Below are 20,482 nucleotides of genomic sequence, written 5' to 3'. Positions count from 1 at the left end.
GCCCTGACGGCTCCTCAGGCGGAGGCCGGCTCCGGAAACGGACGGCACGCCACCGCGTCACTCGCCGCGATCTCCCGGTGCTGCCCGGCGAAGCGCTTCCGGATTCCCATGGGGTGCCCCTCGGCCGAGTGCGCACCCTTGCCGCCGGAATCCCGATCTCCTATGTTTTCCCGGCGACTTCGGCCACGTGCACGGCGCCGAGCCCGAGCATCACCCCGCAGCGCTCCCCCACGCCTCACGACACGTTCCCAGGAGCAGGTCATGACCGATGCCGGTGCACGTGCCACCCTCGACTCCCCCGACCCGGACGCCGAACGGCTGGCCGCCCTCGGCTACACCTCCGAGTTCAGGCGCGACATGAGCCTCTGGGCGAACTTCTCGCTGGGCTTCACCTATCTCTCCCCCGTCGTCGGCGTGTACACGCTCTTCGCCTCCTCCCTCGCCACCGCGGGGCCGCCGATGGTCTGGAGCTTCCTGATCGCGGGCGTCGGCCAGTTGCTGGTGGCCCTGGTGTTCAGCGAGGTGGTCGCCCAGTTCCCGGTGGCCGGCGGGGTCTACCCGTGGGCGCGCCGGCTCTGGGGCCGCACCTGGGGCTGGCTGACCGGCTGGGTCTACCTGCTGGCGCTGATGTCCACCATCGCGGCCGTCTCGTACGGCGCCGGCCCCTACGTGGCCGTCCTGCTGGGCGTCGAGCCGAGCACCGCGACGACCGTCTGGTGCGCGCTCGGCCTGCTGGCGCTGGCCACCGTGATCAACCTCGGCGGCACCCGGGTGCTGTCGGCGGCGGCGGTGTTCGGCTTCGCCGCCGAGCTGCTCGGCGCCCTGGCGGTCGGCGCCTGGCTGCTGCTGACGCATCGCCACCACGGCCTCGGCGTGGTCCTCGACCGCTTCGGCGCGGGCGGCGACGGCAGCTACGCCGACGCCTTCCTGGCCGCCGGCCTGATCGCGGTGTTCCTGTTCTTCGGTTTCGAGGCCTGCGGCGACGTCGCCGAGGAGGTGCCCGATCCGGGCCGACAGATCCCCAAGTCGATGCGGCGCACCATCTACGTCGGCGGCGCGGCGGCGATCGGGGTCAGCCTGGCCCTGGTGATGTCGATCCAGGACATCGGCGCGGTGGTCTCCGGTGACGACGGGGACCCGGTGGCCAGGGTGCTGCACGACGCCTTCGGGGCGGCCGGCGCCCGGGTGGTGATCGGCGTGGTGCTGATCTCCTTCCTGTCCTGCGTGCTGAGCCTCCAGGCGGCGGCGAGCCGGCTCGCGTACTCCTTCGCCCGGGACCGGATGATCGTCGGCAGCCGGCTGCTGGCCACCGTCTCGGACCGGCTGCGGGTGCCGCCGTACGCGCTGCTGCTCGCGGCGACGCTGCCCGGGGTGATCATCGTGGGCGCCTCGGCGCTCTCCGAGGGAGCACTCACGAAGATCATCTCCTTCTCCACCATCGGCATCTACCTGGCCTTCCAGATGGTGGTGCTGGCCGCCCTGCGGGCCCGGCTGCGCGGCTGGCGCCCGAGCGGGGACTTCCGGCTCGGGCGCTGGGGCCTGGCGGTGAACGTCGGCGCGCTGGTCTACGGCGTCGCCGCGATCGTGAACATCTGCTGGGGCCGCACCCCGGACGCCGCCTGGTACGACGACTACCTGGTGCTGCTCTCGGCGGTGGTCGTCCTCGCGGCCGGCGGCCTCTACCTCGCGCTGGCCCGTCCGCACCTGCGCGGCGACGCCCCCTCGGGCGACGCGACGGCCGGTGCCGCACCGACGAGGGGGCAGGCATGACGGGGCTCCCACGCTCCGGCCTCCCGGTCGCCGACGGCGGAACCTCGCCGCGCCCCACCTGACCACGCCGCCTGCCGCCCCCGGCGCCGACGCTCGGCGCGGTCGCGCCGAGGCCCGCGTCCGGCCTGTCCGGGGCCGGGTGCGGGCCGCCCTTCCCCACCCGGTGCCGATGCCCGTGGCACCGGGTGGAGTTCTCCGGGGCGCGCGGTCAGACCGCGACCGCCTCTTCCATCTCCTCCTCGGCCTCCTCCAGCACCTCCACCGGACGGCGCCCGCGGCCCTCGTACAGCGCCGCGGCCACCAGGGCCGCCCCGCCGAGCAGCAGCCAGACCAGCAGGGTCACCACGTGCCCGCCGAGCCCGGCGCCGCCGTCGAAGTAGAGGATGCCGCGAGCGCCCTCCATGAAGCCGGCGCCGGTCCAGAAGCCGTGCAGCCCGCCGAAGAACCCGTTCTGCAACTCGGGCCGGTAGATGCCGCCGGAGGAGGTGAAGTTCAGCATCACGAACAGCACCATCAGGGCCAGCGTGGTCCACTTCTTCAGGAAGCTGTGCAGGCCGATGCCGATCAGCACGATGCCCGCCGAGTACAGCCAGCCGAGCGCCCAGACCGCGACGTGGTCGTGGTCGACGACCTGGAAGACCGGCCCCGCGGTGACGATCCCGATCACGCTGACCGCCAGCGAGACCGCCACCCCGACCAGCGCCCTGACCCACACGCTCAACGCCGCGCCGGCCGCGCCGATGACCGCGACGCTGGCGTAGGAGCCGATGCTCAGCGCGACCAGCAGAAAGAACAGGCCCTGCCCGGTCGGGTCGCCCTCCGCCGGAGTGGTCAGGTCGGTGACGTGCAGCGGCACGCCCTGCTGGTCGGTGACATTGGTGAACACCGCCGTGGCGGCCACCACCGAGGTCTCCGAGTTCCCCTTGGCGACGATCAGTTCGGGGCTCCTGACGTCCGGGACGAAGGCGCCCACCAGGTCCCGGTCGCGCAGCTGCTGCTCGGCGGCGGCCCGGTCGTCCACGGTGCGGACGTCAAGCGCGTCCCCGGCCCTGCCCTGGATCGCCTGCGCCAGGCCCCGCGCCTGCGGCGTGGTGCCGACCACGGCCACCTTGAGGTGGTGCGGCTCGGGCTGGTGGAAGGCGCCCTGGTAGGCGAGCGCCATGCCCAGGCACATCAGCAGCGGGGTGATCAGGTGGATGGCCAGGTGTTTGAGCGAGTGGCCCAGGGCGGGCGCTGCGGCGGGGTTCCGGGGTGTGCTCATGGGGTTCGTACCGTCCTCCGGTGGTTCTCGGCTCGATCACGAAGATGGCAAATACAACCAATATAGGTGGCAAATGCATCGATCTATCGATGTAGCCTACAACCATCCGACACCGATCGAAAGCCGGGCCCCCTGCGCGGCCCGGCTCCCTCACCCGCGCTCAGCCCAGCTCGAACACCCCGTACGAGAAGCCGTCCGCCCGCAGTTCCCCGTCCGCGACCCGCACGCCCTGCGCCTCCAGCGGCCGCACGCCCTGCGGCAGGTCCGGCAGCCGTACGGACGCCGGCTCCCGGCGCGGGTTGACCGCCACCAGGTAGCGGTCGGCCCGGGTGTACACCAGCGGGTACCCGGCGTGCCCGACCTCGGCACCGCCGGCCGCGCCCAGCCCCGGATGCGCCCGGCGCAGCGCGATCAGCCGCCGGACGGTGTGCAGCAGCGACGTCGGGTCGGCGCGCTGGGAGAGCACGTCAGGCCGGTACGGGTCCGGGTCCACCGGCAGGTAGAGCCGCTCCGGCGGGGCGTCGGAGAAGCCCGCCGTGGGCCCCGGCGTCCACTGCATCGGAGTGCGCGAGCCGGCCCGGTTGAACCGCGGGCCGAGCACGCTCCCCTCGGTGTCGGGCAGGCCCGGCAGGTAGCGCATGCCGATCTCGTCGCCGTAGTAGACGGCCGGGAGGGTGGGCCAGGTGAGCAGGAAGGCGAAGGCGGTGGCGAGTTGCTCCGCGGTGCGCGGTCCGGTCGCCAGCCGGGAGAAGTCGTGGTTCGCGGTGGGCAGCACGATGTGCCCGCTGCCCTCGGTGAGTTCGGCGGCGGAGCGCCAGGCGTCCAGGAAGGGCTGCGGGGTGCCGCGGCCCTCGGCCTCGAAGTAGCAGGACCCCTGGCTCCAGAACTCCTCGACCGTCCCGCCGTTGTTGTTCCAGAGCGAGCGGAGCGGCAGACCGTGGTCCGCGCCGCCGAAGTGCAGGAAGAAGTCGGCGTGGAAGCCGGCCCCGACGGCCGCTGCCGGGTCTCCCCACTCGGCGAGCAGGGCGGCCTGGGGGTGGGTGCGGTCCAGCCAGTCGCGCACTCCGGTCCAGAGCTTGGCGGTCTCCACCTTGCCCGGGTCGTCCTTGACCAGCGAGTACGCCATGTCCACCCGGAAGCCGGACACCCCGAGGCGGAGCCAGTGTTCCATGATCGCGTGCAGTGCCGCCCGGTTGGCGCGCGGGCCGTCCGCGTCCACCGCCTGCCGCCACGGCTCCTGCGGACTGCTGCGCGCGTAGCCGAAGTTGAGCGCTGGCTGACAGTCGAAGAAGTTCGGCAGGTACCAGCCGGATCGGCTGCCGGGCGAGGCCACGAAGCCGTCCGCCGGACGGTCGGACCAGACGTACCGGTGGTCGGACGGGTCCTCGGCGGAGGCCAGGAACCAGGGGTGGCGGTCCGAGGTGTGCCCGGCCACCAGGTCCAGCAGGACCCTGATGCCCCTGCCGCGGGCGGCCTCGACCAGCGCCGCGAAGTCCTCGGTGTCGCCGTAGCGCGGGGCGGGGGTGAGGTAGTCGGTCACGTCGTACCCGGCGTCGCGGAACGGCGAGGCGAAGCAGGGGTTGAGCCAGACGGTGTCGACGCCGAGCCAGGCGAGGTGGTCCAGGTGCGCGGCGATGCCGGCGAAGTCGCCGATGCCGTCACCGTCGGAGTCGGCGAAGCTCTGCGGGTAGATCTGGTAGAGCACGGCGTCGGCGAGCCAGTCGGGGCCGGGGCGGGTCGAGGTCATGGGCGGTTCCTCCTGCCGGGTCCGGGTCCGGGGCCCGGCCGGGCGAAGGCGGGGCCGGGCCGGGTGCCCCCGATTCTCGTCCAATCCCGGCCGCCCCGACAGCCCGCCTCGCCCCGAACCCGTCGACGGCGCGCGCCGAACCCGCCGTCCGCCCCGCCCCCGGACCCGCCGTCGGCGCGCTATGAGCCGGCCGCGCCGGTACAGGCCGCCGTGAACGCCCTGGCCCGCCGGGTGATCTCCGCCCAGTCCCCCGCCGCGACCACGTCCGGCGGCACCACGTCCGTCCCCGCGCAGACCGCGAGGGCGCCCTGCGCCAGGAACTCGGCGGCGTTGCCCGCGTTCACCCCGCCCGAGGCCACCAGCGGGACATCGGGGTACGGGCCGCGCAGGTCCTTGAAGTAGCCGGGACCGAACGCCCGGGCCGGGAAGATCTTCACGGCGGCGGCACCGAGGTCCACCGCGTGCGCCACCTCGGTCGGGGTGAGCGCCCCGAGCACCACCGGCACCCCGGCGGCGGCCGCCGCCTCGGCGACCTCGGGGCGGCAGCCGGGGGTGACCAGGAAGGACGCACCCGCCTCGACCCCGCGCCCGGCCTGCTCGGCGGTCAGCACCGTGCCGACGCCGACCCGCCATCCGGCCTTCGATGCCCGGAGCAGATGATCCGTCACATTCGGTGTGGTGTAGGTGAATTCGGTCAGGTTGATGCCGCCCTCGGCGAGCGCGGCGCAGAGCGCGGCGGCGTCCGGGATCCGGGGTGCGCGGACCACCGCGATCACCGTTTCGCCGTGCAGGACGGAACGGCCGGTCGATGCGGACAGGTCGGTGGAGGCGGAGAGCTCGGTCATATGGCCAGGGTTCCTCGGTCGGTTCTGCGCAGGGCGCGCCCGGGCCGGGCGCCCGTGGTGCGGCCCTGCCGGACGACGGCGATGCCGTTGACGTACACGTGCTCGATGCCCTCGGCGGGCCGCCGGGGGTGCTCGAAGGTGGCGGCGTCCCTGACCCGTTCGGGGTCGAGGAGCACCAGGTCGGCGTGGTGGCCCGGGGCGATCCGGCCGCGCCGGTCCAGTCCCAGCCGGGCGGCCGGGCGGCCGGTCATCCGGGCGATCGTCTCCTCCAGCGTCAGCACGCCCAACTCCCGGCCGTAGTGGCCGAGGTAGCGCGGGAAGGTGCCCCAGGCCCGCGGATGCGGCCGGGCACCGACCAGCAGCCCGTCACTGCCGACGGTGTGCGCGCGGTGGCGCATGATCGCCCGGACGTTCTCCTCGTGCCCGACGTGCTGGAGGATCGTGGTGGCCAGCTCGTCCCGGCGCAGCAGGTCCAGGAACACCTCGGTGCCGGTCCGCTCCTCCTCGACGGCCAGTTCGGCGACGGTGCGGCCGACCGTCCCGGCGAGCGCGGCCGAGCGGACGCCGGAGATCTGGATCGTCGACCAGTCGGTGACCACGCCGTGGCAGCCGTCGCTGCCCTTCTCCTCCACCTCGTACCGGATCCTGGCGCACTGCGCCGGGTCGGTGAGCCGCGCCAGCGTGGCGGCCGGGCCGCCCTCGGTGGCCCAACTCGGCAGCAGCGCCGCCAGGGTGGTGGAGCCGGGCAGGTAGGGGTAGCTGTCCAGGGTGAGGTCGACGCCGTCGGCGAGCGCCTGGTCGACCAGCTCCAGGAACTCGCCGGCCCGGTCCCGGTTGACCCCGAAGTTCATCGTGGCGTGGGTCAGGTGCAGCGCGCAGCCGCTCCGCCCGGCGATCTCCACCATCTCCGCGTAGCCCTCCAACGCCCCGGCGCCGTAGGAGCGTTGGTGCGGCGCGTGGAAGCCGCCGTAGGCCGCGACCACTGTGCACAGCTCGACCAGCTCGGCGGTGTCCGCGTACATCCCCGGGGTGTAGCTGAGGCCGCTGGACATGCCGACCGCGCCGTCCAGCAGGCTCTTCGCCAACACCTGCCGCATCCGGTCGAGTTCGGCCGGAGTGGGCGGGCGGTTGGCCCAGCCCATGACGAGCATCCGCAGCGTGCCGTGCGGGACGAGGTAGCAGGCGTTGACGGCGACGCCGGCCCGGTCGATCCGGTCCAGGTAGCCGGCGACGTCCCGCCAGTCCCAGTCGAAGCCCTCCGGATCGCCGTTCCAGCCCGCGAGCTGGCGGCGCAGCGCGGGCAGTGTGGTGCCGTCCACCGGGGCGTACGACAGCCCGTCCTGGCCGAGCACCTCGCAGGTGACGCCCTGGGTGACCTTGGCCGGGTGCTCGGGTTCGAGCAGCAGGGCGAGGTCGGAGTGGGCGTGCATGTCGATGAAGCCGGGGGCCAGCACCAGTCCGTCGGCGTCCACCGTCTCGGGGGCGTCGAGGTCTGCGCCGACCCCGGTGATCAGGCCGTCGGCGATCCGGACGTCCGCCCGGTAGCGCTCGGCGCCGGTGCCGTCGACGACCGTCGCGCCCTTGAAGACCGTCGCGCCCCGGCCGGCCCTCCCGCTCCCGGGGGCCGTTCTCTCCCCGGCCATCAGAAGAACGTCCTGACCAGGCCGGTGACCTTGGGCTCGGCCGCGTCCGCGGAGTCCAGGACCGGGATCGCCGTCCACTTGTCGAAGGCGGTGCACGGGTGCGAGACCCCCAGCCGCAGCACCGCGCCGATCGGCGCGAGGTCGCCCGCGTCGCGCAGGAAGGCGTGCTGGTCGTTGAGTGCGGTGATCCTGGCCGCGGTGCCGGTCAGTTCGGCTCCGCCGCGCACCAGGTGCGGCTCCGGCAGTCCCTCGTCGAAGGGCAGGTCGCGCTTGCCCGCGTCCAGCAGCGCGAGCTGCGGCTCGGGCCGGGAGACGACCCGGGCCCAGCCGTGCAGCGCACTGCGGAACGGCGTCTGCCCGGCGCCCCTGGCGAGCGGCGAGATGCCCCGGTAGAAGCCGTCGTCGTGGGCGATGTACGCCCCCGAACGCAGCACCACGAACGCCTCCGGCAGGTTCGCCAGTTCCTCGACCACCAGGTCGAAGTAGGCGCTGCCGCCCGCCGAGACCACCGGCCTGGTGCCCTCCGGGTACGCGCCGGCGAGCCGGCCGTGCAGCCTGCCGAGCTCCCGCAGGTAGTCGCGGACGGCGGCCAGCCCCTCGGTGGAGGCGTCGTGCGCGAGCGCGCCCTCGTACCCGCCGACGCCCGCGAGGCGCAGGGTGGCGGTGCGCAGTACGGCGGCGGCGACCTCGACGGCGGCGTCCACGCCGCGGGCGCCGGTCCGCCCGCCGGGGCCGCCGAGTTCGACCAGCACCTCGACCGGCCGTTCGGCCCCGGCGGCGCGCAGCGCCTCGTCCATCAGCCGCACGCCCTCGACGGAGTCGACCCAGGCGAGCAGGGCGAAGTCCGGGTCGGCGGCGAGCTCGTCGGCGATCCAGGCGAGTCCGGCCGGGTCGAGCAGGGCGTTGGCGAGCAGGATGCGCTGCACCCCGAAGGCCCTGGCGATCCGCACCTGGGGCAGGTTGGCGAGGGTGATGCCGTGGCTGCCGGCGTCCAGCTGCGCCTGCCAGAGGGCGGGCGCCATGGTGGTCTTGCCGTGCGGGGCGAGCGCGACGCCCGCCTTGGCGCACCAGTCGGCCATGGTACGGACGTTGTGGGCGAGGGCCTCGCCGTCGAGGGTGAGCAGCGGGGTGCCGAGCGAGGAGAGGGTGGGGCCGGTGGCGAGCCACTCCCGGACGGTGCGGCCCCTGGGGGCACCTCCCGGCCGCCAGGCTGGGGGAGACTCCGGCGGCGCGGCCTTGAACCGCCAGTCGAGCGGCTCGTCGGCCAGGGCGGCCACCGCGCCGCGGGCGATGCCCGGACCGGTTCCGCTGCTTGTGAACGTCTGCTCCACCGTGTTCCTCCATCCGCACAGGGTTGCAACATGCGCAACGAGGGTTGCACATGCTGGCAACACGGTTCTAGCATCGGCGCCGGATCACGGTCAACGGACCTGACTCCAGGCCGACGGGGTCGGCTCACGTGCGACGCTCTCGCGCCACGGGGTCGACCCGGTGGGCCCGCTCTCGACGGAACGGCCGCAGACGAGGAGCCCCGCACATGCCGCGACAGGACACCCAGGGCCCGACCCGCCCCGGTTCTCCCCCGACGGCCGTGTGCGTGGGCGAGTCGATGGCCGTCCTGCTGCCGGACCGCCCGGGACCACTGGAGTCGGTGGGCAGCTTCCGGCTGTCCGTCGGCGGCGCGGAGTCCAACGTGGCCGGCGCGCTGGCCGGTCTCGGCGTGCCGACCGCCTGGATCAGCCGGGTCGGCGACGACGGCTTCGGCCGCCGGCTGCTCGCCGAGGTCGCCGCCCGCGGCGTGGACGTCTCGGCGGTCGCGGTCGACCCGCACCGCCCCACCGGCCTCTACCTCAAGGAGGTCGGCGGCACCACCGGCGGCCGCCACGACCTCGGCCCCGGACGCAGCCGGCTCCACTACCACCGGCGCGGCTCCGCGGCCGCCGCGCTCTCCCCCGACCTGCTCACCGACCCGGCCGCCGCCGCCCTGCTGGCCGGTGCCCGGCTGCTGCACCTGTCCGGCATCACCGCCGCGCTCTCCGACGACTGCCTCGCCCTGCTGCGGGCGCTGCTCGCCGACCGCCGCCCGGGCCGAATGGTCAGCTTCGACCTCAACTGGCGCCCGTCGCTCTGGCGCGACCGCGACCCGGTGGTGCTGCCGCCGCTGCTGGACGCCGCCGACCTGCTGCTGCTCGGCGCCGACGAGGCCGAGGCCGCCTTCGGCACCGGCGACCCGGCCACCCTGCGGCGCCGCTTCCCCGCCCCGGCCACCGTCGTGGTCAAGGACGCGGCCAATCAGGTGACCGCGATGGACCGGGAGGGGACGGCGGTCACCGAGCCGGCCCTCGTGGTCGAGGTGGTCGAGGCCACCGGCGCGGGCGACGCCTTCGCGGCCGGCTACCTGGCCGGCACCGTCCGGGGCCTGGACCAGCGCCGCCGGCTGCGGCTCGGCCATCTGAGCGCGGCCTGCGCGCTGACCGCGCACGGCGACCAGGCCGAGCTGCCGGACGCCGCCGTGGTGACCGCACTGCTCGACGCCTCCCCCGCTCAGTGGGCGGCCACCAGGGTCACCGCGGAGGGCATCACGGGACCGGCCGTGCGCCCCGGCGCCGCCTCCCGTCCGGCCGGACGGGCGCCGACGGCCGACCCGTCGCCGTCCGCCGGCCGGGCCCGGGCACAATGAGCGGGAACCCCAGCCCTCGGAGCGGAGCACGATGAGCCAGACCGTCACCCGCGCCCTGCGCATCCTCGCCGAGCTCGGCGAGGGCCGGCGCTCCCTCGACCAGCTCGCCGAGGTGCTCGGCGTCCACAAGACGACCGTGCTCCGACTGCTCCAGAGCCTCGAAGAGGAACGGTTCGTCTACCGCGACGCGGCCTACCGCTACCACCTGGGCGCCGGGCTCTTCGCACTCTCCGGCCTGGCCCTGGAGCAGCGCGGCGTGCGCCGGATCGCCGCCCCGCACCTGGCCGAGCTGAACGCCGCGACCGGTCAGACCGTGCACCTGGCCGCGTACGAGGGCGGCGAGGTGGTCTACATCGACAAGTTCGACTCCCGCCACCCGGTCCGGATGTACTCCCGGATCGGCCTGCGCGCCGCCCTGCACAGCGCCGCCGTCTCCAAGGTGCTGCTGGCCGACCTGCCGCTGCCCGAGCGGCGCCGGGTGGTGGCGGGGATCGACTTCGTCCCGCACACCGAGCGCACCCTGACCACCCCCGAGGCCCTGCTCGCCGAGCTGGAGAAGGTCGCCGTCCAGGGCTGGGCGCAGGACCACGCCGAGCACGAGTCCTTCATCAACTGCGTGGCCGCGCCGGTCAGGGACGCCAGCGGCCGGGTGGTCGCCGCCGCCTCCATCTCCGTCCCGGACGTGGTCCTGCCGTACGAGCAGGTGCTGGACCTGCTCCCGCAGCTGCTCGCCACCGCCCGCGCCGTCTCGGCCGACTGCGGCCGCCCCGACCACTACTGACGAACCGTCGAGAACCCGAGAGACCAAGGAACCCATGTCCTCCGACAAGATCGAGATCCGTACCGAAGGCGCCCCCGCCCCCGCCTGGATGTTCTCCCAGGGCGTCCGCAAGGGCCCGATCCTCCAGATCTCCGGCCAGGGCCCGCAGGACCCGGCCACCGGCGAGTACCTGTACCGCGGCGACGTGAAGGCGCAGACCCGCCGCACCCTGGAGAACGTCAAGGCCATCGTCGAGGCCGGCGGCGCCACCATCGAGGACGTGGTGATGTTCCGCGTCTACCTCACCAAGCGCGCCGACTTCCCGCTGATGAACGAGGTCTACGCCGAGTTCATCGACGAGAACGTCAGGCCCGGCGGTGTGAAGCCGTGCCGCACCACCATCTTCGTCGAGCTGCCGCAGGAGCCGATGCTGGTCGAGATCGACGCCCAGGCCGTCGTCGGCTGACCGGGCCCCGCCCGGCGAAGGGCCCGGACGCCTCCGCGCGTCCGGGCCCTCGGCATGCGCGGACGCCCGTCGGCCGATTGCCGAACGCCCGCTTGCCACACCCTCGGACGAATATTAGGTTAGGCTCACCTAACTTCACTGGAGGTCCGTCCATGAGCCTGCCCACCGGCGACACCGAGGTCCCCGAGCCCACCACCGCCGAACGGATCCACAGCCTGCTCGGCACGGCCTCCTCGCTCACCGTCCGCGCCCTGGGCGAGCACCACCACCTGGACACCCCGCTCTCCCTGCACGGCTCCCGGCTGCGGCTGCGCACCGCCCTCGACGACCCGCTCACCTCGGCCGCCGCCGGAGCCACCGAGGGCCTCGCCGTCGTCCTCGACGTCACCGACGTCGCCCCTGTCGCCGTCCGCGCCCGCGTCCGCGCCCGCCTCACCCTGGCCGGCCGGCTGCACCTGGCCCACCTGACCGACGACGGCCTCGGCGTCCACCTGGGAGTGGACGTCGCCCACGCCGTCCTCGCCACCCCGTACGGCACCGCCGCGGTCACCTCCGCCGACCTCGCGCTGGCCGCCCCCGACCCGCTGGCCAGGTACGAGGCCATGATGCTCACCCACCTCGCCGACGACCACGCCGACGCGCTCGACGTCCTCACCCGGCTGCTCGACCCGGCCGTCCTCACCCACGCCCCGGACGTCCGCCCGCTCGCCCTGGACCGCTACGGCCTGGTGCTGCGCCTGGACCACCCGTACGGCCACCGCGACGTCCGCCTGGTCTTCCCCGAACCGGCCAGGGACACCGAGGACTTCGGCCACCGGATGCACGAGCTGCTGGCCGCCGCCCAGCACGGCCTGCCGGTCCGCCGCGGCTGAGCGCCGGCCGACCGGCCGTCACCGCTCGACCGTGTCCTCCAGCACGATCCGCCCCATCCGCGCGTACAGCCCGGGCCGCCACCGGCGCACCGCGAGCGCCAGTCCGAGCCCGGCCGCCGAGATGCCCGAACTCCCCACCCCCTTCAGCGCGTTCAGCGGATTCACGGCCTCGGCCACGATCCCGTCCGGACCGCCGCCGGAGAACAGCACCGCCAGCGAGACCGCGCCCAGCACCCCGGTCTCCAGCACCAGCGCGGCCCCGAGCACCCTGGCCGTCAGCTGGAGGTCGAACCAGCCCGCCACTCCGATCACCACCGCCCCGGACAGCGCGTACCAGCCCCAGCCCAGCTCCACCCCCAGCTGTGAACGGGCCAGCCCGCGCAGCGAGAACGCGAAGAAGCCGAGGACCGCGGCCTCGGTGACGACGTACGCGAGCACCGCGAGCAGCCCCGAGGCCAGTCCGGCGACCCGGCCCAGCCCGTGCGAGACGTAGCCGTAGAACGCGCCGGCCGCGGTGACGTGCCGGGCCATCGCCACGTACCCGACCGAGAACACCGTCAGCACCACGGTCGCCACGATGTACGCGGCGGGTGCGCCGACTCCGTTGCCCTGCCCGACGACGATCGGCAGGTTGCCGGTCATCGCGGTGATCGGGGCGGCGGTGGCGAGCGCCATGAACACCACGCCGACCAGGCAGACCGAGTCCGCCTTCAGCCGGTCGACCCCGCCCGCGCCCGGCCGGGCCCGCTCCGCCGTCTACCCCGCCGTCTCCCCGCCGCGGACCGCCATCCGGCCTCCTCGCCTCCAGGACCCGCCCGTCCGCCGGACCGGCCGGGCACTGACCGACCGCCAGCATGGCGCGCCGCGGGCAACCGGAGACGCGTCGACCGCCCATCTGGGCAGCGGAGTTGACGCCGCGTTCGACCTGGACCGAACACCCCGGAAAGGCCCAGGGAAGACCAGGGAACGAAAGCGGCCGGCCCGGCTGCCCGAGGAAGTCCTCGTGCAGCCGGGCCGGCCTGGGCGTGTCCCTCGCCCATGTCCACCGTGCGGCGATCACCCGGTCGAGCGGTCACCCGACATGACCATCCCGGAGGATCGGTTCACCCCGCGACAGTGGCGGTTCCTGAAACCCTCGGAGCCCGTCAGGCTCAGAGCGCGACGCCGTGCGCCCGGAGGAAGGCGACCGGGTTGATGTCCGAGCCGTACTCAGAGCCGTTGCGGATCTCGAAGTGCAGGTGCGGGCCGGTCACGTTGCCGGTGGCACCGGAGAGGCCGATCTGCTGGCCGGCGGTGACGGTCTGACCGATCTTCACACCGATCGAGGAGAGGTGCGCGTACTCGGCGTAGTGGCCGTCGGCGAGCCTGATCTCGACCTCGTTGCCGTAGGCGCCGCCGTTGCCGGCCTTGACCACGACACCGTTGGCGACGGCGCGCAGCGGGGTGCCGGTGGAGGCGACGAAGTCCTGGCCGGTGTGGTGGCCGGAGGCCCACATCGAGCCGGCCACGCCGTAGGCGGTGCCCAGCTTCGGGCCGGCCAGCGGGGCGACGTAGCCGGAGGTGGCGGCGGCGACCGGAGTGGCGGTCACGGCCGCGGCCGGAGCGGCGACCTGCACCTGGGTCTGGAGCTGGGCGGACGGCTTGGCGGCCTCGGTCTTCACCTGGACCTGTGCCTGCGGCTTGGCGGCCTGGGTCGCCGGAGCGGCCGGCTTGGCGGCCTGGGTCGCCGGAGCGGCCGGCTTGGCGGGCTTCGCCGGAGCGGCGGGCTTGGCCGGAGCGGCGGGCTTGGCCGGAGCGGCGGGCTTGGCCGGAGCGGCGTCAGCGGACGGCGCGGTGGCGTGGCCAGGCAGCGCGAGCTGCTGACCCGGGAAGATCAGGTTCGGGTTGGCGCCGACGACCGAGCGGTTCTGCTCGTACAGCGCCTGCCAGCCACCGTCGACGCTCCTGGCGTCGGCGATCCTGGACAGGGTGTCGCCACTGACGACGCGGTAGCTCTCCGGCGCGGCCGGAGCGGCCGACCCGGTGGCCGCAGCGGCGGCCGGCGGGGCGTCGGTGGTGGCGACGGCGGCCTGCGGGGCCGGGGCGGTGTGCGCCTGGGCGGTCACCGCGGTCACGAGCGGCACGGCGAAGGAGACACCGGTGACGGCCGTGGCGATGCCGATACGGACGGCGCGGGGCAGGGCGATACGACGAGCCTGAGCAGGCATGGAATTTTTCCTCTCCGACGCCTGCGAGGTGAGCTGTCGGGTTCGGGCTGGAGTTGCCCGGCCGCATGCGCGGCTTCACCCCTAGCCGGTCCTGGTCGTCCACGCCCTGAGGCGCGAACTCCGGTCCGGCGACTTACCTGTGGGTCCCCCGCTCCTGCCGTACAGAGTTCGTTTCGAACCACCGGGCAGCGGCAGGATTCGGCGTTCCACCCGGCGGATCCGTCCGGACTGGCCGGGCGGTCGCTGAACTAAAACCCATCCGTTCGGGTGAAGCAATGTCGATCTCTTGAAACAGCAACAACCCTCCGGAGCCCAGTGACCCTCCGCAGGGACGACCACACGATACGTACACAATCCATTCACCCCCAGCCACTGATCCACGACCCTGCGCCGAGATCCGCGACGCTGCGCGGCCGGCCGCTCACGGACAGCTCGCGGCCAACACACCACCCGGTGAGCCTTGTCACGTGCGTCCCGGCAGCGCAGGATTCGCCCGTGACCACCTCAGAGGCAGGGACCCTGCGCCTGGGCACCGCGCAGGGCCGCCTGGTACTACTGGCGACGGTGCTCGGCTCCAGCATGGCGATGCTCGACGGCACCGTGGTGAACGTCGCCCTGCCCCGGATCGGCGCCGACCTCGGCGCCTCCCTGGCGTCCCTGCAATGGACGCTGAACGCCTATCTGCTCACCCTGGCGGGCCTGATCCTGCTCGGCGGCGCGCTCGGCGACCGCTACGGGCGGCGCAAGGTCTTCCTGATCGGCGTGGTCTGGTTCGCCGTCGCCTCCGCGGCCTGCGCCGCCGCGCCGAACATCCACGTGCTGATCGCCGCCCGCGCCGTCCAGGGCATCGGCGGGGCGCTGCTCACCCCCGGCTCGCTCGCCATGCTCCAGGCCGTCTTCCACCCCGACGACCGCTCGGCGGCGGTCGGCCTCTGGTCCGGCCTCGGCGGGGTCTCGGCCGCGGTCGGCCCCTTCCTCGGCGGCTGGCTGGTGGACGGCCCCGGCTGGCGCTGGATCTTCCTGCTGAACCTGCCGCTCGCCGCCGCCGTGATCGTGGTCACCACCCGGTCGGTACCGGAGAGCCGGGACGAGAGCGCCTCCGGCCGGTTCGACGTGCTCGGCGCCGTGCTCGCCGCCCTCGCCCTCGGCGCGGTCACCTACGCGCTGACCGCCGCCGGCGAGGGCCTGTCCCCCGCCGTCTGGGTCAGCGGCGTGGCCGGCCTGGTGCTCGGCGTCGCCTTCGTCGCCGTCGAGCGCCGCGCGCCCGAGCCGATGCTGCCGCTCGGACTGTTCTCCTCCCGGCTGTTCACCGCGGTGAACCTGGTCACCCTGTGCGTGTACGCGGCGTTCAGCGGGGTCTTCTTCCTGCTGGTGGTGCAGCTCCAGATCGTGTCCGGGTTCTCCCCGCTGGTCTCGGGCTTCGCGCTGGTGCCGATCACCGTGCTGATGCTGGTGCTGTCGGCGCGCGCCGGGCGCCTCGGCAAGCTGATCGGTCCGCGCATCCCGCTGACCGTCGGTCCGCTGCTGTGCGCCGCCGGAGTGCTGCTGATGCTGCGCATCGGCGCCGACTCCTCGTACTGGGTGGACGTGCTGCCCGCCGTCACGGTGATGGGCTGCGGGATGACGCTGCTGGTCGCGCCGCTGACGGCGACGGTGCTGGCCGCCGTCGAGGTCCGGCACGCGGGCATCGCCAGCGGGGTCAACAACGCCGCCGCCCGGGCGGCCGGCCTGCTCGCGGTGGCCGCCCTGCCGGCGCTGGCCGGGCTGAGCGGCGACGCCTACCGGGTGCCCGCCTCGGTCGACTCCGCGTTCCACACCGCGATGCTGATCTGCGCGGGCCTGCTCACCGCCGGCGGGCTGACCGCCCTCGCGACCGTACGGGGCAACGTGCTGGCCCCCGCGGACCACCCGGTGGCCGAGCCCGACACCGAGTGGAGCTGCGGCACCACCCCGCCGCTCGACCCCGGCCACGTCACCGCGACGCGTGAGGGCCCTGCCACCGGCGGTCCGGCGGCAGGGCCCTCACGCAAGGCCTGACGAATCGTCAGAGAATGTCGCCCGGAACGTACTTGGCGGCCTCCGGGTAGGCGGCCGCGACGGCCTCCACCTGGCGGACCACCTCGGCGACCTGGGCACCGGCCGCGCCGGTGAAGGAAAGCTTGTCGGCCAGCAGCGCGTCCAGCGCGGCCCGGTCCAGCGGAATCCGCTCGTCGGCGGCCAGACGGTCCAGCAGCTCGTTCTCCCGGGCACCCGCGCGCATCGCCAGCGCGGAGGCCACGGCGTGCTCCTTGATGACCTCGTGGCCGGTCTCCCGGCCCACGCCCGCGCGCACCGCGCCCATCAGCACCTTGGTGGTGGCGAGGAACGGCAGGTAGCGGTCCAGCTCGGTCTCGATCACGGCCGGGAAGGCGCCGAACTCGTCGAGGACGGTCAGGAAGGTCTCCAGCAGACCGTCGAAGGCGAAGAACGCGTCCGGCAGCGCGACCCGGCGCACCACCGAGCAGGAGACGTCCCCCTCGTTCCACTGGTCGCCGGCCAGCTCGCCGGCCATCGAGGCGTAGCCGCGCAGGATGACGGCCAGGCCGTTGACGCGCTCGCAGGAGCGGGTGTTCATCTTGTGCGGCATCGCGGAGGAGCCGACCTGGCCCTCCTTGAAGCCCTCCGTGACCAGCTCGTGGCCGGCCATCAGGCGGATGGTCTTGGCCAGGCTGGACGGCGCGGCGGCCAGCTGGACGAGGGCGGTGAGCACCTCGAAGTCCAGCGAGCGCGGGTAGACCTGGCCGACGCTGGTCAGCACGTGGTCGAAGCCGAGGTGCCCGGCGACCCGGCGCTCCAGCTCGGCCAGCTTCTCGGTGTCCCCGCCCATCAGGTCCAGCATGTCCTGGGCGGTGCCGACCGGGCCCTTGATCCCGCGCAGCGGGTAGCGGGCGATCAGCTCCTCCAGACGGCGGAAGGCGACCAGCAGCTCGTCGGTGATCGAGGCGAAGCGCTTGCCCAGGGTGGTGGCCTGCGCGGCCACGTTGTGCGAGCGGCCGGCCATGACCAGCTCGGCGTGCTGGGCGGACAGCTTGCCCAGGCGCACCAGCACGGCCACCGTGCGGTCCCGCACGTGCTCCAGGGACTGGCGGATCTGGAGCTGCTCGACGTTCTCGGTCAGATCCCGGGAGGTCATGCCCTTGTGGATCTGCTCGTGGCCGGCGAGTTCGCTGAACTCCTCGATCCGGGCCTTCACGTCGTGGCGGGTGACCCGCTCACGGGCGGCGATCGAACCGAGGTCGACCTGGTCGATCACCCGCTCGTAGTCGGCGACGGCGCCCGCCGGCACCTCGACGCCGAGGTCCTGCTGGGCCTTCAGGACGGCGAGCCACAGGTGGCGCTCGAGGACCACCTTGTGCTCAGGGGACCACAGCTGGGCCAGGGTCGCCGAGGCGTACCGGGAGGCCAGGACATTGGGGATCTGGGGCTTCGCGCTCACGCTTCGCAAGAGTAACAGCCGAGGTCACGCCAGGCGTCGGCGGATGGGGTAGGCTGGGTCGATTGAGCGCCCTTCATGTGACGCACCGAAATCTTCTCACCGCAAGGATACCACATCGATGAGTGAAGTTCCAGCGGAACCCGTCCTCGCCGAGGCCCTGCGCAGCGAACAGGCCCACCTCTCCGGCCTCTACGCCCGGCTGGACACCGTACGCGAGCGGGCCCGGCGCACCGCCGACGCCGCCCACGACGGAGCCGCGGCCGGCGGCACCCACCAGTCCAGGCTGGAACGCGAGGTGCGCGCCCGCGAGGCCGCCCGCCACGCCGCCCGGCTGGACGCGGTCGAGCACGGCCTCTGCTTCGGCCGGCTCGACGCTCGCGACGGCACCGTCCACTACATCGGTCGAGCCGGCCTGACCGACGAGGCCCACGAACCGCTGCTGCTCGACTGGCGCACCCCGGCCGCCCGCCCCTTCTACACCGCGACGCCCGCCCGGCCCGGCCCCGTGGTGCGCCGCCGCCACCTGCACACCAGGGGCCGCACCCTCACCGGCCTGGACGACGAGGCGCTCGACCTCGCCGGGCTGAGCGACTCCGGCCGGCGCGGCCTGGTCGGCGAGGCCGCGCTGCTCGCCGCGCTCGCCCGCGACCGCACCGGCCGCATGGGCTCCGCCGTCGCCACCATCCAGACCGAGCAGGACCGGGTGATCCGCTCCCCGCTGTCCGGCGCCCTGGTGGTCCAGGGCGGTCCAGGCACCGGCAAGACGCTGGCCGCCCTGCACCGCGCCGCCTACCTGCTGTTCACCCACCGCGCCGCCCTGGAGCGCCGGGGCGTGCTGCTGATCGGCCCCAACGCCGGCTTCCTGCGGTACATCCACGAGGTGCTGCCCGCCCTCGGCGAAACCGAGGTGGTCCTGCGCACCGTCGGCGAGCTCTTCCCCGGCATCGACGCCACCGGCACCGACGCCCCCGCCACCGCCGTGGCCAAGGGCGGCCCCCGGATGGCCGGGGTGCTCCGCCGCGCCCTGGCCGCCCACCAGCGGGCCCCGGCCGAAGGCCTGGACCTCGGCGAGGGGCTGACCCTCTCCGCCCGGGCCTGCGCCGAGGCCAGGGACGCCGCCCGTGGCCTGCGACTGCCGCACAACCGGGCCCGCGGCTTCTACCTGCGCACCCTGCTCGACGCCCTCGGCATCGCCCAGGCGCTCACCCTCGGCCGCCCGTACGACGACGAGGAGGCCCACTACGCCCCGCGCGAACTGTGGCAGCGGCCGGACGTCCGCGCCGTGCTCGACCCGCTGTGGCCGCTGCTCACCCCGCAGCAGCTGCTCGAACGGCTGCTCACCGACCAGGAGTTGCTTGCCGATTCGGCCCCCGGGCAGGCGTCCGTCCTGCTCCGCCCGCCCGGCTCCCCCTGGACGGTCGAGGACGTCCCACTGCTCGACGAGGCCGCCGAACTCCTCGGCGAACAGCGGGCTTCCGCCGCCTGCGACGAGGACCCGGACGAACTGGCCTTCGCCCAGGGCGTGTTGACCATCACCGGACAGACCGACGACGTCCTGCTGAACTCCGCCGCGCTGGCCGGGCGCTTCCGCGACGACGGCCCGTACCGCTCCACCGCCGAGCGCGCCGCCGCCGACCGCACCTGGGCGTACGGCCACGTCGTCGTCGACGAGGCGCAGGAGCTGTCCGCGATGGCCTGGCGCGCCGTCCTGCGGCGCGTCCCGGCCACCTCGCTCACCATCGTCGGCGACCTCGCCCAGACCGGATCGCCCGCCGGCGCCCGCAGCTGGGCCGAGATGCTCGACCCGCACCTGCCCGGCCGCTGGCGCGAAGAGCGGCTGACCGTCAACTACCGCACGCCGGAGCCCGTCATGGCCCTCGCCGCCGCCGTCCTGCGCACCGCCGTGCCCGGCCACCGGCCGCCCGAGTCCATCCGCCCCGGCACCGAGCAGCCGCGCGCGGTCCCCGTCCCGGACGGCGACTTCGCCGCCGCGCTCGCCCGGCTGCCCCGCGGCACCGGCACCTCGGGCGTGATCGCGCCGGACGCCCTGGCCGCCGGACTGGACGCGCTCACCGTTGCGGACGCCAAGGGGCTGGAGTTCGACGCGGTCGTGGTGGTCGAGCCGGCCGCGCTCGCGCCGCGCGACCGCTACGTCGCCCTCACCAGGACCACCCGTTCGCTCACCCTGCTGCACCACCGGCCGCTGCCGCCGGAACTCGCCGGGCTGCTCTGAGCGGAGCCGCTCCGGCCGGGAGGCAGCGGGCTTCGCGGGTCCTACTGCGCGCCGCCGGGGCGGCCGGCCAGCACCGGCAGCACCTGGGAGCAGATCGAGTGCAGGGCGATCCGCTGCTCGTCGGTCATCGCCTCGAAGGCCTGGTGGGTCCTGGCCATCTCACCGCGGATGCCGTTCAGGATCTCCCGGCCCTCGTCCGTGATCACCACGATCTTCACCCGGCGGTCACCGGCCGCCGCCGCCCGGTTGGCCAGGCCCAGCGACTCCAGCCGGTCCACGATCCCGGTGACGTTCGACGCGTCGCAGCCGAGCCGTCCGGCCAGCGCCCGCATCGGCACCGGCTCCTGCACCGCGCCCAGCGCCTTGGCCTGCGAGGAGGAGAGGCCGTGCCTGGCCGCGGCCGCCGCGAAGTCCTGGAAGTACGCGGCACCGACGGAGGCCAACACCTCCATCAACTCGGCGTTGGTCGGTACGGTCGTCGTCGCTGTCGAACCCATGGGGCAAGGGTACGGCCAGGTGCTTC

The 20,482-nt window shown here is 74.1% G+C and carries 16 protein-coding genes and 1 riboswitch; of the genes, 7 read left to right on the top strand and 9 right to left on the bottom strand.

All coding sequences use genetic code 11. The features are described 5' to 3' along the window. Window positions 1-261: 261 nt before the first annotated feature. The gene (locus tag ACZ7C5_RS34145) at window positions 262-1,770 is read left to right on the top strand and encodes an APC family permease (RefSeq protein ID WP_401085788.1); all 1,509 of its coding nucleotides are present in this window, start codon (window positions 262-264) and stop codon (window positions 1,768-1,770) included. A gap of 208 nt (window positions 1,771-1,978) precedes the next feature. Here ACZ7C5_RS34145 and ACZ7C5_RS34140 read toward each other — a convergent pair whose 3' ends face one another. The 5 genes from ACZ7C5_RS34140 to ACZ7C5_RS34120 all read right to left on the bottom strand — a co-directional run bounded on the left by ACZ7C5_RS34140 (window position 1,979) and on the right by ACZ7C5_RS34120 (window position 8,597). Next, window positions 1,979-3,031 carry a hypothetical protein gene (locus ACZ7C5_RS34140; protein ID WP_401085791.1) on the bottom strand — a complete coding sequence of 351 codons (1,053 nt, stop codon included), beginning with the start codon at window positions 3,029-3,031 and terminating at the stop codon, window positions 1,979-1,981. A 160-nt stretch (window positions 3,032-3,191) separates the two neighbouring features. Next, window positions 3,192-4,778, bottom strand: a complete 1,587-nt coding sequence (locus ACZ7C5_RS34135; RefSeq protein WP_470324183.1) for an alpha-amylase family glycosyl hydrolase — start codon at window positions 4,776-4,778, stop codon at window positions 3,192-3,194. Between the two features lie 179 nt (window positions 4,779-4,957). After that, window positions 4,958-5,623, bottom strand: coding sequence for a bifunctional 4-hydroxy-2-oxoglutarate aldolase/2-dehydro-3-deoxy-phosphogluconate aldolase (locus ACZ7C5_RS34130; protein ID WP_401085797.1), 666 nt, complete (start codon window positions 5,621-5,623; stop codon window positions 4,958-4,960). Next, entirely contained in the window at window positions 5,620-7,266 is a 1,647-nt protein-coding gene (locus ACZ7C5_RS34125; protein ID WP_401085799.1) for an N-acyl-D-amino-acid deacylase family protein, read from the bottom strand. The genes ACZ7C5_RS34130 and ACZ7C5_RS34125 overlap by 4 nt, the downstream gene beginning before the upstream one ends. Continuing rightward, window positions 7,266-8,597, bottom strand: a complete 1,332-nt coding sequence (locus ACZ7C5_RS34120) for an alanine racemase (RefSeq protein WP_401085802.1) — start codon at window positions 8,595-8,597, stop codon at window positions 7,266-7,268. The genes ACZ7C5_RS34125 and ACZ7C5_RS34120 overlap by 1 nt, the downstream gene beginning before the upstream one ends. Window positions 8,598-8,803: 206 nt before the next feature. On the opposite strand from ACZ7C5_RS34120, the gene ACZ7C5_RS34115 reads away from it, so the two are divergent. The 4 genes from ACZ7C5_RS34115 (at window position 8,804) to ACZ7C5_RS34100 (ending at window position 12,044) form a co-directional block, all read left to right on the top strand. Further along, window positions 8,804-9,946 carry a sugar kinase gene (locus tag ACZ7C5_RS34115; protein WP_401085805.1) on the top strand — a complete coding sequence of 381 codons (1,143 nt, stop codon included), beginning with the start codon at window positions 8,804-8,806 and terminating at the stop codon, window positions 9,944-9,946. A gap of 31 nt (window positions 9,947-9,977) precedes the next feature. After that, a complete protein-coding gene (locus tag ACZ7C5_RS34110) occupies window positions 9,978-10,727 on the top strand; it encodes an IclR family transcriptional regulator (RefSeq protein WP_401085808.1) in 750 nt (249 codons plus the stop codon). A gap of 34 nt (window positions 10,728-10,761) precedes the next feature. Next, a complete protein-coding gene (locus ACZ7C5_RS34105; protein WP_470324182.1) occupies window positions 10,762-11,172 on the top strand; it encodes a RidA family protein in 411 nt (136 codons plus the stop codon). A 152-nt stretch (window positions 11,173-11,324) separates the two neighbouring features. After that, entirely contained in the window at window positions 11,325-12,044 is a 720-nt protein-coding gene (locus ACZ7C5_RS34100) for a DUF2470 domain-containing protein (protein WP_470324181.1), read from the top strand. Window positions 12,045-12,062: 18 nt separating this feature from the next. Here ACZ7C5_RS34100 and ACZ7C5_RS34095 read toward each other — a convergent pair whose 3' ends face one another. After that, window positions 12,063-12,719 carry an APC family permease gene (locus tag ACZ7C5_RS34095; RefSeq protein WP_470324180.1) on the bottom strand — a complete coding sequence of 219 codons (657 nt, stop codon included), beginning with the start codon at window positions 12,717-12,719 and terminating at the stop codon, window positions 12,063-12,065. A gap of 476 nt (window positions 12,720-13,195) precedes the next feature. Further along, complete coding sequence (locus ACZ7C5_RS34090) at window positions 13,196-14,251, bottom strand: M23 family metallopeptidase (RefSeq protein ID WP_470324179.1); 1,056 nt, start codon at window positions 14,249-14,251, stop codon at window positions 13,196-13,198. 3 nt (window positions 14,252-14,254) lie between these two features. Continuing rightward, a riboswitch (cyclic di-AMP (ydaO/yuaA leader) is annotated at window positions 14,255-14,392 on the bottom strand. A gap of 354 nt (window positions 14,393-14,746) precedes the next feature. Here ACZ7C5_RS34090 and ACZ7C5_RS34085 point away from each other — a divergent pair. Further along, on the top strand, window positions 14,747-16,288 hold the full coding sequence (locus ACZ7C5_RS34085) for an MFS transporter (RefSeq protein ID WP_401085820.1): 1,542 nt from the start codon (window positions 14,747-14,749) through the stop codon (window positions 16,286-16,288). Between the two features lie 7 nt (window positions 16,289-16,295). On the opposite strand, the gene purB is transcribed toward ACZ7C5_RS34085, so the two are convergent. Beyond that, on the bottom strand, window positions 16,296-17,726 hold the full coding sequence (purB, locus tag ACZ7C5_RS34080) for an adenylosuccinate lyase (RefSeq protein ID WP_470324178.1): 1,431 nt from the start codon (window positions 17,724-17,726) through the stop codon (window positions 16,296-16,298). Between the two features lie 118 nt (window positions 17,727-17,844). Here purB and ACZ7C5_RS34075 point away from each other — a divergent pair, with 118 nt between their 5' ends. Continuing rightward, window positions 17,845-19,959 (top strand): HelD family protein, encoded by a 2,115-nt coding sequence (locus tag ACZ7C5_RS34075; protein WP_470324177.1) that lies wholly within the window; start codon window positions 17,845-17,847, stop codon window positions 19,957-19,959. A gap of 41 nt (window positions 19,960-20,000) precedes the next feature. On the opposite strand, the gene ACZ7C5_RS34070 is transcribed toward ACZ7C5_RS34075, so the two are convergent. Then, the gene (locus tag ACZ7C5_RS34070) at window positions 20,001-20,456 is read right to left on the bottom strand and encodes a MarR family winged helix-turn-helix transcriptional regulator (protein ID WP_188300066.1); all 456 of its coding nucleotides are present in this window, start codon (window positions 20,454-20,456) and stop codon (window positions 20,001-20,003) included. Window positions 20,457-20,482 lie beyond the last annotated feature (26 nt).

The organism is Kitasatospora sp. NPDC036993, assembly GCF_055607525.1.
Note: the sequence above shows the minus strand (reverse complement) of the source record. Positions and strands in the feature narration are given on the sequence as shown.